Raw genomic sequence first — 13,365 nt, forward strand, 5'->3', positions numbered from 1 at the left:
GTTGCCGGCCAGCGGCCGGCACTACCGGAACATCGCCGGCGAATGTCCATCGGGATCATCGGCGTCGCCGCACGCGACGTCGGCATCCTCGAGTGCGATTCCGATGATCGCCACAAAGGCGCGTATTTTGACCGCCACTTAACAACCGATCTCCAACGACGTGATGCATTTCGCATCGTCACCTCCGGTCGGTATGCTGTGCCGCATGCAGCCAAAGAAATACGCCCTGCCGCTGATGGTCCTGTCGCTGGCCGCCACCTCCGTGGCCCACGCGCGCGGCACCATCGACAAGGTGGACATCAAGGGATTGGACAAGGGCGACGACGCCGCAATCATCGAGAACATCCAGGAATCGCTGTCGCTGTTCGACACGATCGGCAAGGAGCAGGGTGAATCGCGCCTGGAGTACCTGCTGTCGCAGGCCGAGCGGCAGACCCGCCAGGCGCTGGAACCGTTCGGGTACTACAACCCGGTGATCAAGGTCGAGGCGCCGCGCCAGGATGAGCACGTGCGCGTGCTCATCCATGTCGACAAGGGGGCCCCGGTGACCGTGCGCCGCGAGCACATCGACATCACCGGCCCGGCGATGTACGACCAGTACCTGCAGGACGACCTGGCCGCATTCAAGCCCCGCAAGGGCCAGCGCTTCGAGCACACCCAGTACGAAGCCAGCAAGATCACCATCACCCGGCGCCTGGCCGAGCGTGGCTACTTCGATGCCGACTACACCCAGCGCCAGGTGCAGATCACCCGCGCCGACAACGCGGCCGACATCGACCTGACCTGGGACAGCGGCCGCCGCTACAACATGGGCCCGGTGCGCTTCCAGCAGGACTACTTCGTCGACAAGCTGTTCGACCCGCTGGTGTACTGGGAGCAGGGCAGCTACTACCACGAGGGCAAGCTGGACCGGCTGCGCGAGTCGCTGACCAAGCTGGACTACTTCAGCGTGATCGACATCCAGCCGCGCCCGGACCAGGCCGACGAAAACGGCGAAGTGCCGGTGGACGTGAAGCTGACGCGCGCCAAGCGCACCATCTACACCGCGGGCCTGAGCTACGGCAGCGAGAGTGGCCCGGGTGTGCGTGGTGGCATCGAGCGGCGGTTCCTGAACAACCGCGGCCACAAGATGAACACGCAGCTGGACTATGCGCAGAAGCGCAAGAGCCTGATCACCAGCTACCGCATTCCAGCCTTCAACTGGCTTGATGGCTGGTACACCTTCGCTGCCAGCGCCTACGACGAGCAGACCGACTACATCGACCTGCGCAACTTCAAGCTGATCGCCAGCCGCAGCGGCGAGATCAACGAACACTGGACCGCGATCGCCTCGATCAACGCGCTGCGCGAGCGCTGGCGCTATGCCTCCGGCACCGAATTCACCGACGCGGTCTACAACACCTCGACGCTGGTGTACCCGCAGATGGTTGCCGACTACGTCAACGTCGATGACGAGCTGTTCCCGCGCAAGGGCGTCAGCGGTACGGCAACGATGCGCGCCGGTGTGGAAGGTGCGGGTTCGGACACCAGCTTCGTGCAGGCCAATGCCGTGCTGCGCTGGTACATCCCGGTGGGCGATAGCAATCGCCTGATCCTGCGCGGCGAGGGTGGCACCACCTGGACCAGCGACCTGGTGGCGATGCCGCCGAGCCTGCGCTACTTCGCCGGTGGTGACCGCAGCATCCGCGGCTACGCCTACCGTGAGGTTGGCCCGCGTACGCCGAAGCCGGACAAGTATGCGCTGGGTGCCAAGAACCTGGTGATCGGCTCGGCCGAGTACGAGCACTACTTCAACGGTGGCCCCTGGGGTGCGGCGGTGTTCGTCGATACCGGCAGTGCCTTCGACAACACCATCGACCTGCATACCGGCGTCGGCTTCGGCGTGCGCTGGAAATCGCCGGTGGGCCCGGTGCGGGTGGATATCGCGCACGGCCTGAACAACCCGGATTCGCAGTTCCAGCTGTACCTCAACATCGGAGCGGACCTGTGAGTTCCCCCGCACCGACTCCGAACAGGCCGCCGCGCGTGCGTTTCTACCGGCGCCGCCGCTTCTGGGCCTGGTCCGGCGTGGGCGTGCTGGGCCTGGTGCTGCTGGCCCTGCTGGCGGTGTACTGGCTGCTGCAGACCGTGGCCGGCCGTGACGTACTGCTGGCCCAGGTGGTGGCGCGCCTGCCGGTGGGTGCCAGCTTCACCTGGGACAAGGTGGACGGCCCGGTGGCAGGGCCGCTGACCCTGTACAACGTCGACTTCCGTTACGACGACATCCATTTCCACGCCGAGCGCGCCTACCTGGAGCCGGACCTGCGCCCGCTGCTGGGCCGCAAGCTGCTGCTGGACAAGCTGGAGCTGAGCAACGCGACGTTGAACCTGGCCAAGAGCGATGAGCCGTTCGAGCTGCCGTCGTGGCCCGATTCGCTGCCGCAGATCGAGATGCCGCTGGCGATCCAGGCCGACGCCATCGCCATCGACGGCTTCCGCATCAGCCAGGCCAACGAGCCGGTGATCGACATCAGTCGCGTGCGTGGTGGCATCGAGATCGCCAATGGCGAGTTCCAGGCACGCAGGCTGGTGGTGGACAGCGACATGGGCAACTTCACCGCCCAGGGTCGCTACATCCCGGCCAAGGACTACGACACCGACGTGACCGTCACTGCCGTGCTGCCGGCACCGCGTGGGCGCACGGCCGCCACGGTGGGCCTGGTCGCCCGCGGTGACCTGTCGCACATGGAAGTGGCCGTAGCCGGGCGCGCGCCGAAGCCACTGCACGCGATGCTGGTGTTCGATGGCCGCACCGACCCGACCTGGAACGCCAGCGTGCGCAGCGACGAGCTGGATCTGGCGCTGCTGTCGCCAGCATTGGCGAGCTCGGCGATCGCGCCGTTGTCGCTGGACTTCACCGCCGCCGGCAAGGGCGGCAATGCCAACCTGCGTGGCAAGGTAAAGCAGGGCGATCAGGAACTGGAACTGGCACCGTCGGTGGTGTCATTGCAGGACCAGGTGCTGAAGGTCTCACCGCTGCTGGTGAAGGGCCTTGGCGGTGAGGCGCGGCTGGAAGGTACCGCCGATTTCAGTCAGGAAGACCAGCAGAAGCTCAACTTCTCGGTGGTCGCGCGTGACCTGACTTGGGTGCCGGCACCGGACCCGAACACCGCCGGCAGCGCACCGGTGCCGGTCACCCTGAAGGAAGCACGCTTCGGCCTGGCCGGTACCCTGAAGGCCTGGGCGGCGATCGGCCGCGCCGATGTCGAACGCGAAAAGCAGAAGGCCCAGCTGCGCTTCGACGTACGCGGCAACGACCAGGCCGCGTCGATCCACCAGTTGCAGGCGCAGACGCCGGGTGGACAGCTGCAGGTGGAAGGCCAGGTGGCGTGGGCACCGCAGCTGGACTGGGATGCCAAGGCCACGCTGAAGGACTTCGACCCTGGCTACTTCGTGCCGGGCTGGAACGGCCGGCTGTCCGGCAACCTGGCTTCGAAGGGACGGCAGCTGCCGCCGCCGGCAAACGCACCGCCGGGTACCACCGGCACACTGGAAGCCACGGTCGATCTGCCGTCGCTGAAGGGCGTGCTGCGCCAGCGCAATCTCGATGCGCAGGGAAAGTTCGCGCTGCAGGGCGCGCAGGGCCAGGGCGACCTGAAGCTGTCGCTGGGCAGCAGCCGGGTGACCGCGTCGGGCAAGGTCGGCGACCGCCTCGATATCGATGCGCGTTTCGAACCGCTGCAGCTGAGCGATCTGCTGCCGGGCGCCGATGGTGGCCTGCGTGGCCAGGTACAGGTGAAGGGCCCGCGCGACGCGCCGGACATCACCGCCGACCTGGTCGGCAACAACCTCAACTGGGACGGCTACGGCGCCGAAAGCGTGAGCATCAAGGGCCGCCTGCCGTGGCGCGGCGACAGCGGCACGCTGGCGATCCAGGGCCAGCAGGTCAACGCGGGCATGCTGCTGGAGCGCTTGAACGTGGATGCGCAGGGCAGTGTCTCCAACCTGCGCCTGGCTGCGCAGACCCGCAACGAGATGGGGGCGATCGAGCTGCAGGGCAGCGTGCGCCAGCAGGGCACGCAGTGGCGCGGCGAGCTGGCCTCGCTGCGCATCGCACCGGTGAAGGGTGATGCGTGGTCGCTGCGTGCACCGGCGGCGTTCGCGATCAACGGCAGCACCTACACCCTGTCCGAAGCCTGCCTGGCCGCCGCCAGCAGCGGCGCGCTGTGCGCACAGGCCAACTGGCCGCGCGAAGGCCTGGTGGTGCGCAGTGACGCGCTGCCGCTGGCGCTGGTGCAGCCGTGGCTGCCGCCGCAGTCCGGCCGCCGCATCTATCTGCGCGGCGACGTCAGCCTGGACGCGCAGATCCGCCCGCGTGGCGCGGCCTGGGAAGGCCATGTGGAAGTGCGCTCGAAGGAAGGCGGCGTGCGCCTGGGCGAGAACCGCAACACCGTGGGCGATACCACCCGCGGCGAACTGGTGCGCTATGACCAGTTCTCGCTGAAGCTCGACATGACCCCGGCCAGCATCAAGGGCTACCTGGGCATGGGCTTCCAGGGCAACGGCTTCGTCGACGCGAAGATGCAGACCGGCTGGGAAGCCAGTGCACCACTGAACGGTGAGCTCTATCTGAACATGTCGCGGCTGTACTGGCTGGAGCTGTTCTCGCCGGACATCGTGCGCCCGACCGGCCTGATCGAGGGCCACGTGAGCCTGCGCGGTACGCGCGGGCAGCCGTCGCTGGGTGGCGACGCGCAGCTGAGCAACTTCAAGGGCGAATTCCCCGCGCTGGGCCTGACCTTCGACCAGGGCAAGGGCAGCTTCGTGGCCCAGCCCGACGGTTCGGCCAAGATCACCGCGCAGGCCAACTCCGGCCAGGGCACGCTGTACGTGGACGGTGGCCTGTCGTGGTTCGGCGATGCGCAGCCGCTGCAGCTGAAGATCCATGGCGAGAACGTGCTGCTGTCCAACACCAGCGAACTGCGCATCGTCGCCAACCCCAACCTCGACTTCACCCTGGCCAAGGCGGCGATGGAGCTGCGCGGCACCGTGCACGTGCCCGAGGCCGACATCGATCTGGAACGCTTGGACCGCGGCACCTCGGTGTCCGAAGACGTGGTGGTGCTCGACCCGGCCGATCCGGAAGAGTCGCGCACCTCGCCGCTGGACATGGACCTGACCGTCAGCCTCGGCGAAAAGGTGAAGATGACCGGGTTCGGCCTGAAGGGCGCGCTGACCGGCAAGATGCAGGTCTGGGCCAAGCCCGGCCGCGAAATGACCGCCAATGGCGGCCTGGAAGTGAGCGGCCGCTACAAGGCGTACGGGCAGGACCTGACCATCACCCGCGGCAACCTCAACTGGAACTACAACGCGGTGTCCGACCCGCGCATCAACATCCGTGCCGAGCGACGGATCGGTGATGTCACCGCCGGCATCGACGTGACCGGGCGTGCCCAGCAACCGCGTGCCGACGTGTGGTCCGATCCGGCGATGTCGCAGTCCGAGGCACTGGCCTATCTGGTGCTGGGACGCAGCCTGACCGGCGCCAGCAGCGACCAGGCGCAGCAGGTCAACGCGGCCTCGGCGGCGCTCTCGGCTGGCAGTGGCCTGCTCGCCTCGCAGCTGGGTGCCAAGCTGGGCCTGGATGATGCAGGCGTGAGCCAGTCGCGCGCGCTGGGCGGCTCGGTGATCGGCGTCGGCAAGTACATCTCGCCCAAGCTGTACGTGGGGTACGGCGTGTCGCTGGTGGGCGCAGGTTCGGTGATCACGCTGAAGTACCTGCTGCGCCGCGGGTTTGATGTGGAAGTGGAGTCGAGCACGGTGGAAAACCGTGGGTCGATCAACTGGCGGCGGGAGAAATAACCCGCCGTGGCATCCCTGTAGAGCCGAGCCATGCTCGGCTTCCGCGCGCAGCGCGGTCTGCAGGAAGAGCAGCCGAGCATGGGCTCGGCTCTACCTGAGAGGCCCCCAACCATCGGCCGTTGCCCCATCCGGCCCCAGCGGCTATGGTCCCGGGCTGTTCTGTCGTACCGGATTGCCTCATGTCACCACGCAAAGCCCTTCCCACCGCCCTGGCCCTGGGCCTGACCCTCGCCGCCGGTGCCCACGCCGATGAAGGCATGTGGATGCCGACCCAGCTGCCGGAACTGGCCAAGCCGCTGCAGGCCGCAGGCTTCAAGGGCAATCCGGCCGACCTGGCCAATGTCACCGCGCCGCCGCTGAGCGCCGTGGTGCGCGCCGGTGGTGGTACCGGTTCGTTCGTGTCCGCCGACGGCCTGCTGCTGACCAACCACCACGTGGCGATGGGCGTGATCCAGTACAACAGCTCGCCCGAGCACGACCTGATCACTGGTGGCTTCATCGCCAACGGCCGTGCCGACGAGCGCCCGGCCAACCCGGACTTCCGCGTGCTGGTCACCGTCGGCTTCGACAAGGTGACCGACCAGGTGCTGGCGCAGGCCCGTGGCAAGACCGGCCGCGCCTACTTCGATGCGGTTGATGCGGCCAGCAAGCAGATCGTGGCCGAGTGCGAGAAGGACGGCAGCGTGCGCTGCTCGGTGGCCAACATGTACTACGGCACCGATTTCTATCGCATCGCCCAGCTGGAACTGAGCGACGTGCGCCTGGTGTACGCGCCGCCGCGCGCGATCGGCAACTATGGCGATGAGATCGACAATTTCATGTGGCCGCGCCACACCGGCGACTTCACCCTGCTGCGCGCCTATGTCGGCAAGGACGGCAAGCCGGCCGCCTACAGCAAGGACAACGTGCCCTACCAGGCACCGGCGCACCTGCAGATGTCGGTGGAAGGCCCGAAGGAAGGCGACTACGCGATGCTGGCCGGTTACCCGGGCATCACCTATCGCCACCGCACCGCGGCCGAATTCGCCGGCCAGATCGATGCCGTGCTGCCGCGCCGCGTGTCGGTGTTCCAGCAGATGATCGACACCATCGAGGCTGCCACCGCCAAGGACGCGCAGGCGCGTACCCGCTATGCCTCGCAGCTGCAGTCGCTGAAGAACAACCGCAAGCGCGCCGCTGGCGAACTGGAAGGCCTGCTGCGCAGCGACGCCAAGGCCCAGCGTGCCGCCGACGAGACCGCGATGCTGGCCGCGACCGACCGCAAGTATCAGGGCGACATCAAGGCGTTGCTGGCCAACCTGTCGCAGGGCGCGGCGGTGGCCGAGCGTGACCTGCTGCTGGACCAGATCGCCGCGCAGAGCCAGCTGCTGCGCTCTGCGCTGCTGCTGGAGCGCCTGCGCATCGAATCGGCCAAGCCTGACGCGCAGCGCGAGAGCGGTTACCAGCAGCGCGACCAGGCGATGATCGAAGGCGTGCTCAAGCAGGTCCAGCGCCGCTACGCGCCGGAGGTCGAGAAGGCCCTGCTGACCACCCTGCTGACCCGCTACCAGCAGCTGCCGGACGCGCAGCGCGTGGCCGAGTTCGACGCGGCCTTCGGCCGCACCCCGCAGCAGCTGGCCACGGCGCTGGACACCCTGTACGCCGGAACCCAGCTGGGCGATGAGGCGCAGCGCCTGTCGCGCTTTGCCGCCGCACGCGAAGGCAAGGCCCTGGCCGCCGATCCGCTGATCGCCGTGGCCGGCCCGCTGGTGGCCGCGCAGCTGCGCATCGAAAACGAGAGCAAGACCCGCGAAGGCGAGCAGTTGCGCCTGCGCCCGGCGTACATGCAGGCGCTGTTCGCCTGGCGTGCCAAGCAGGGCCGCGCCGTGTACCCGGATGCCAACCGCACCCTGCGCATCAGCTACGGCAGGGTCGAGGCACTGCACCCGCGCGATGGCGTGACCTACTCGCCGGTGACCACCGTGGCCGGCATCGTCGAGAAGAACACCAACGCCTATCCGTTCGACGCACCCAAGCCGCTGCTGGCCGCGATCGCCAAGGGTGACTTCGGCAGCACTGCCGACCCGGCGCTGAAGACCCAGACGGTCAACTTCCTGACCAACCTGGACACCACCGGCGGCAACTCCGGCTCGCCGGTGCTCAACGCCAAGGGCGAACTGATCGGCCTGAACTTTGACAGCAACTGGGAGTCGGTCAGCGCCAGCTGGTGGTTCGACCCGCGCTACAAGCGTGCCGTGCACGTGGACATGCGCTACCTGCGCTGGCTGCTGGCCAAGGTCTACCCGGCGCCGGAACTGCTGAAGGAAATGGGCGTGCCGGCCCAGTGAGAAGCCGGCCACGACCCACGGTCGTGGCCCGCACCGCGTAAGCCCCCACACTGGTGGGGGCGGTTGCCCCCAACGAGCCCGTACACCCGGCCGCGCCTGGCCTACACTGCGGGTTCCTCCGACGGAAACGCACGCGTGGTCTCCAGCTGGATCCTGCTGCTGGTCTCGGTTGCCTATGCCGCGCTGCTGTTCGGCGTGGCGTGGTGGGGCGACCGTCGGCCGATGTATCCCGACCGGCCGTGGCTGCGGCCGGTGGTGTACAGCCTGGCGCTGGCCGTGTACTGCTCGTCGTGGACCTTCTACGGCGCGGTCGGCACCGCTGTGCGCAATGGCGTGGGCTATCTGCCGATCTACATCGGCCCGTTGCTGCTGCTGCTGTTCGGCTGGCGCATCATCGAGCGCCTGGCGCTGATCGCGCGCAGCCAGAACGTGGTCTCCATCGCCGATTTCATCTCCTCGCGCTTCGGCCGCTCGCGGCGGCTGGCGGCGCTGGTGGCGATCATCGCGCTGATCGGCATCATTCCGTACCTGGCCCTGCAGTACAAAGCGGTGGCGATGAGCCTGCAGGTGCTGACCGGCAACACCGGTCCGACCGGCTTCTTCACCGATCCCGCACTGTACGTCGCGCTGCTGATGGCGCTGTTCGCCACCCTGTTCGGTACCCGCCAGGTCGATGCCACCGAACACCACCACGGCATGATGCTGGCGATCGCCTTCGAATCGGTGATCAAGCTGCTGGCGATGCTGGCCGTGGGCGTGTTCGCCTACCTCTGGCTGAGCAACCGCACCGATGCGGTGGTCGAGTCGGTGCATACGCTGTTCACCGGCCTGCCGCCGGTGGGCTTCATCTCGCAGACCCTGCTCAGCTTCCTGGCCATCATCTGCCTGCCACGCCAGTTCCACGTGGCCGTGGTCGAGTGCGGCGATGTGCGCGACGTACGCCGCGCGCGCTGGATGTTCGGTGGCTACCTGGTGCTGATCTCGGGCATGGTGCTGCCGATCGCCACCGCCGGCGTGACCCTGTTCGGCACCGGCGGCAGCGTCGCCGACGATTCGATGGTGCTGGCGCTGCCGTTGGCCGAAGGCCGCAATGCGCTGGCGCTGATCGCCTACGTGGGCGGCTTCTCGGCGGCCACCGGCATGGTCATCGTCTCGTCCATCGCGCTGGCCACCATGGTCAGCAATGATCTGGTGATGCCGGTGCTGCTGCGTCGGAGCGGTGACCACCAGGAAGCTGCCGACGTCGCCTCGCGCGTGCTGTGGATCCGCCGCCTGGCGATCCTGCTGCTGGCGCTGATGGCCTACAGCTACTACCGCACCAGCAGCAACGACAGCACGCTGGCCTCGTACGGCCTGATGGCGTTCGCAGCGGTGGCGCAGTTCGCGCCCGGCCTGATCGGCGGCCTGTACTGGCGCGGTGCCAGCCGGCGCGGCGTCGAAGTAGGCATGCTGCTGGGCTTCGCCACCTGGCTGTACACCCTGCTGCTGCCGGCGATGACCATGGCCGGCTGGGTCGACGCCGCCTGGGTGCAGCACGGCCCGTTCGGCATCGAGTGGCTGCGTCCGCAGCAGCTGTTCGGCATGTCCGGCTGGGATCCGCTGACCCACGGCACGTTCTGGTCGCTGCTGGTCAATGCGGCCACCATGATGCTGGTGTCCGCACGCTGGCGCCCCGGTGTGGACGAGCGCCTGCGTGCGGCACCGTTCCTCGACCCGTATGCCGAGCGCCCGTCGGTGGCCGGTGGCTGGCCCGGCCACGTGCATGTGGGCGACCTGCTGGCACTTGCCTCGCGCGTGGTCGGCGAGCGCCATGCGCGGCGCTCGTTCTTCGAGCAGGCACAGTCGCTGGGCCGCGAGCTGCAATCCTCGGCGCCGGCCGACCGGCCGTGGGTGCAGTTCACCGAACGCCTGCTGGCCGCGTCGATTGGTGCGGCCTCGGCGCGCCTGCTGCTGACCAGCCTGCTGCGTGGCTCGGGCATGGACCTTGGCGAAGTGGTGGCGGTGCTGGACGAAGCCGGGCAGGAACTGCGCTTCAACCGCGAGATCCTGTCGACCACGCTGGAGAACATCAGCGCCGGGGTCAGCGTGGTCGATCCGGACATGCGCCTGACCGCGTGGAACCGCCGCTACCAGGACATGTTCGGTTACCCCGACGGCATGCTCTACGTGGGCCGCCCGGTGGCCGACCTGATCCGCTACAACGCCGAGCGCGGCGAGCTGGGCGAGGGCGATATCGAAGTGCAGATCAACCGCCGCATCGGCTACATGCGCGCCGGTTCGCCGCACGTGTTCGAGCGCACCCGCAGCGACGGCAAGGTGATCGAGATGCGCGGCCAGGCGCTGCCCGGCGGCGGCTACGTGACCAGCTACAACGACATCACCGACTACAAGCACGCCGAAAAGGCGCTGCTTGAAGCCAACGAAACGCTGGAGCAGCGCGTGGCCGAGCGCTCGCATGAGGCCGAGGTCGCGCAGCAGTCGAAAACCCGCTTCCTGGCGGCGATCAGCCATGACGTGCTGCAACCGTTGAATGCCGCGCGGCTGTTTGCGTCCGCACTGCGCGACAGCGATCACGTGAGCGACGAGCAGAAGCATCTGGCCGAACGCGTAGACGCGTCGCTGCGTGCGGCCGAAGAACTGCTGGATGGTCTGCTGGACGTATCGCGGCTGGATGCCGGTGGCCTGCACCCGGTGATCGGCGAGTTCGATGTGAGTGCGTTGATGCGCGAGCTGGCTGCGCAGTACACGCCGGTCGCCGCCGGTCGTGGCCTGCGCCTGGACCTGTTCGCGCGCGCGGCCTGGGTGCGCAGTGATCGCCGGCTGCTGCGCCGCGTGCTGCAGAACTTCCTGGCCAATGCGCTGCGTTACACGCGCCAAGGGCGCATCGTGCTGGCCGTGCGCCAGCGCGGCGACGAAGTGGAACTGCAGGTGTGGGATACCGGCCCGGGCATTCCCGAACACCATATGCGGCAGATCTTCGACGAGTTCCACCGCTACCAGCAGCCGTTCGACTGGGGAGAGCAGGGGTTGGGCCTGGGCCTGTCGATCTGCCAGCGCATCTCGCGCCTGCTTGACCATCGCCTCAATGCACGCAGCCGCGTTGGCAGTGGCTCGATGTTCTCGATCATCCTGCCGCGGGTTGCGCCCTTGCCCGGCTACACCGAGCCTGCCAAGGCGACCCAGGCCGTGGCCGCACCGGTGCGCAGCGATTCGCTGGCCGGCCTGCGCGTGCTGTGCGTGGACAACGATGAGGAGATCCTCGACGGCATGCGTGCATTGCTTGGCCGTTGGCAGGTGCAGGTGATCACTGCCGCCACCGTCGACCAGGCGCTGGAGAAGATCGCCGAGCGCCCGCAGGTGATGCTGGTGGACTACCACCTGCACGACCGCATGGATGGCCTGGATGCGCTGGTGGCACTTCGCGAGGCTGCGGGCTACCCGTTGCCCGGCGCGCTGCTGACCGCCGATGGTCGCGACGAGTTGAAGCGGATGGCGCGCGAACGCGGCTACCGCGTGCTGACCAAGCCGATCAAGCCGGCCTCGCTGCGCGCCTTCCTCGGCGCGCTGCGCGATGCGCAGTAGCGCTGGGCGCCCCGCAGCAGATCCACGCCATGCGTGGATGTGACGTCTGGTAGTGCCGGCCGCTGGCCGGCAACCACGCAATCGCTCGCTTCCGATGCGTTACCCCACGCCGTGCAGGTGCTCGTACAGGATGGTCGCACCGATGATCACCAGGATCACGCCACCGATGATCTCGGCACGCTTGCCGACCATGCTGCCCAGCACGCGGCCGAGCATGATGCCGGCGGTGACCATGGTCAGCGTACACAGGCCGATGACCGCGGCCATCACGCCGATATGCACGTCCATGAAGGCCAGGCCGATGCCCACCGCCATCGCGTCGATGCTGGTGGCGAAACCGGTCAACGCCAGCTTCCAGAAGCCGTGGTGCTGCGAGGGGTCTTCGTCTTCCTCGCCACTGTCCGGGCGCAGGCCGTTGTAGATCATGTGGATGCCCAGCGCACCGAGCAGGCCGAAGGCGATCCAGTGGTCGAAGGCTTCGACGTACTGCAGCGCGGCGCGGCCGAGCAGCCAGCCGATGATGGGCGTGATCGCCTCGATGACGCCGAAGATGATGCCGGCACGCAGTGCATCGCGGAACACCGGCTTGCGCATGGCCGCGCCCTTGCCGATTGCAGCGGCGAAGGCATCGGTGGACATGGCGAAGCCGATCAGAAGGATCGAAATGGGGGACATGGGCGGCGGTTGAGGTCGGGCTAGGACGGACGCACGGCCTGCGCTCGCGCCCAACCTGACGTTGCGCGCGCGGGCCGCTGGTCTCGCCAACCATCATGGTTGTCCACGCCACGGCGCACCGGCCGAGTATGTTGACGTGGACGATTCCTGCGGAGGAATCCGGCTACTCCCCAAGGGGACGCGAAGCTTAGCATCGCGATTCGCGCGTGGTGCATTTCCAGCGAAACGCGCAGGCAGGGCTGGTTTGTATAGCGATGGCTATATCGTGAGCGCAGCGGTGCCTGGTAGTGCCGGCCGCTGGCCGGCAGGAATGCGGACGCGACCGGCTACATCACATGGATGCTGTACAGCTTGGGGCCGCCGAACACCACGCTTTCACGATCAAGGTCGAAGGTGGCGGTCAGATCACACATCTCGCCATCGGCGAACAGGTCCAGTTCCACCTGGGCACCCGATGGGCGCTTGTATATTCGCGCCTGGGTGCGGATGTACTCATCGCTGGGAACATCAATCCGAAAGTGATTGGCAGGATCGGGCGGATCGGAGAAGTACTCGAGCGCCGCACGCCGAAAATCCTCCTTGCGATCATTGGGGAAGCCTGGTGGGCTGGGGCCATCCGGACAGCCTTCGCGGACGAAGGCAACCAGCATGCGGATGGCGTCCCGTTCTTCCGGTCGAAGCTGCGACGCATCTCTGGGTGTGTCGAGCAGAGTGTTCATTTTCGAGCCCAAGTCGCCATGCAGCGGCAGTATGCAATTGCAGTAGTGGCAGCCATAGAGCCAAATGCGTCGCCCTGGATAGCAGAGAGATGCGAAACACATCGGTCGCACCTCCATACGCTTGGAACCAATTGCCGGGCATTGGCCATGATTCATGCGCCGGCGGGTGCCGCGGATACACCTAGCCAAGCAAGCTTGGCACCTACCACAGCGGTTTCAGG

At 67.4% G+C, this 13,365-nt stretch carries 6 protein-coding genes and 1 riboswitch; of the genes, 4 read left to right on the top strand and 2 right to left on the bottom strand.

Going from position 1 to position 13,365, the window contains the following annotated elements; genetic code table 11:
• The first annotated feature begins 193 nt into the window (after positions 1-193).
• From AC5P6A_RS08455 to AC5P6A_RS08470, 4 genes are all read left to right on the top strand, one after another.
• On the top strand, positions 194-1,990 hold the full coding sequence (locus AC5P6A_RS08455) for an autotransporter assembly complex protein TamA (RefSeq protein ID WP_171952692.1): 1,797 nt from the start codon (positions 194-196) through the stop codon (positions 1,988-1,990).
• The gene (locus AC5P6A_RS08460; protein WP_346715332.1) at positions 1,987-5,841 is read left to right on the top strand and encodes a translocation/assembly module TamB domain-containing protein; all 3,855 of its coding nucleotides are present in this window, start codon (positions 1,987-1,989) and stop codon (positions 5,839-5,841) included. The genes AC5P6A_RS08455 and AC5P6A_RS08460 overlap by 4 nt, the downstream gene beginning before the upstream one ends.
• A 179-nt stretch (positions 5,842-6,020) precedes the next feature.
• Positions 6,021-8,168, top strand: a complete 2,148-nt coding sequence (locus AC5P6A_RS08465) for a S46 family peptidase (protein WP_495222296.1) — start codon at positions 6,021-6,023, stop codon at positions 8,166-8,168.
• A 135-nt stretch (positions 8,169-8,303) separates the two neighbouring features.
• Complete coding sequence (locus tag AC5P6A_RS08470) at positions 8,304-11,750, top strand: hybrid sensor histidine kinase/response regulator (RefSeq protein WP_495222309.1); 3,447 nt, start codon at positions 8,304-8,306, stop codon at positions 11,748-11,750.
• A 99-nt stretch (positions 11,751-11,849) separates the two neighbouring features.
• Here the strand turns inward: AC5P6A_RS08470 and AC5P6A_RS08475 are convergent, their stop codons facing one another.
• Both AC5P6A_RS08475 and AC5P6A_RS08480 read right to left on the bottom strand, forming a co-directional pair.
• A complete protein-coding gene (locus tag AC5P6A_RS08475) occupies positions 11,850-12,425 on the bottom strand; it encodes a manganese efflux pump MntP (RefSeq protein ID WP_109813707.1) in 576 nt (191 codons plus the stop codon).
• An 88-nt stretch (positions 12,426-12,513) separates the two neighbouring features.
• A riboswitch (yybP-ykoY riboswitch) is annotated at positions 12,514-12,603 on the bottom strand.
• 148 nt (positions 12,604-12,751) lie between these two features.
• A complete protein-coding gene (locus AC5P6A_RS08480) occupies positions 12,752-13,144 on the bottom strand; it encodes a hypothetical protein (protein WP_346715331.1) in 393 nt (130 codons plus the stop codon).
• Positions 13,145-13,365 lie beyond the last annotated feature (221 nt).

The organism is Stenotrophomonas sp. YJH_SMC_20 (assembly GCF_059367845.1).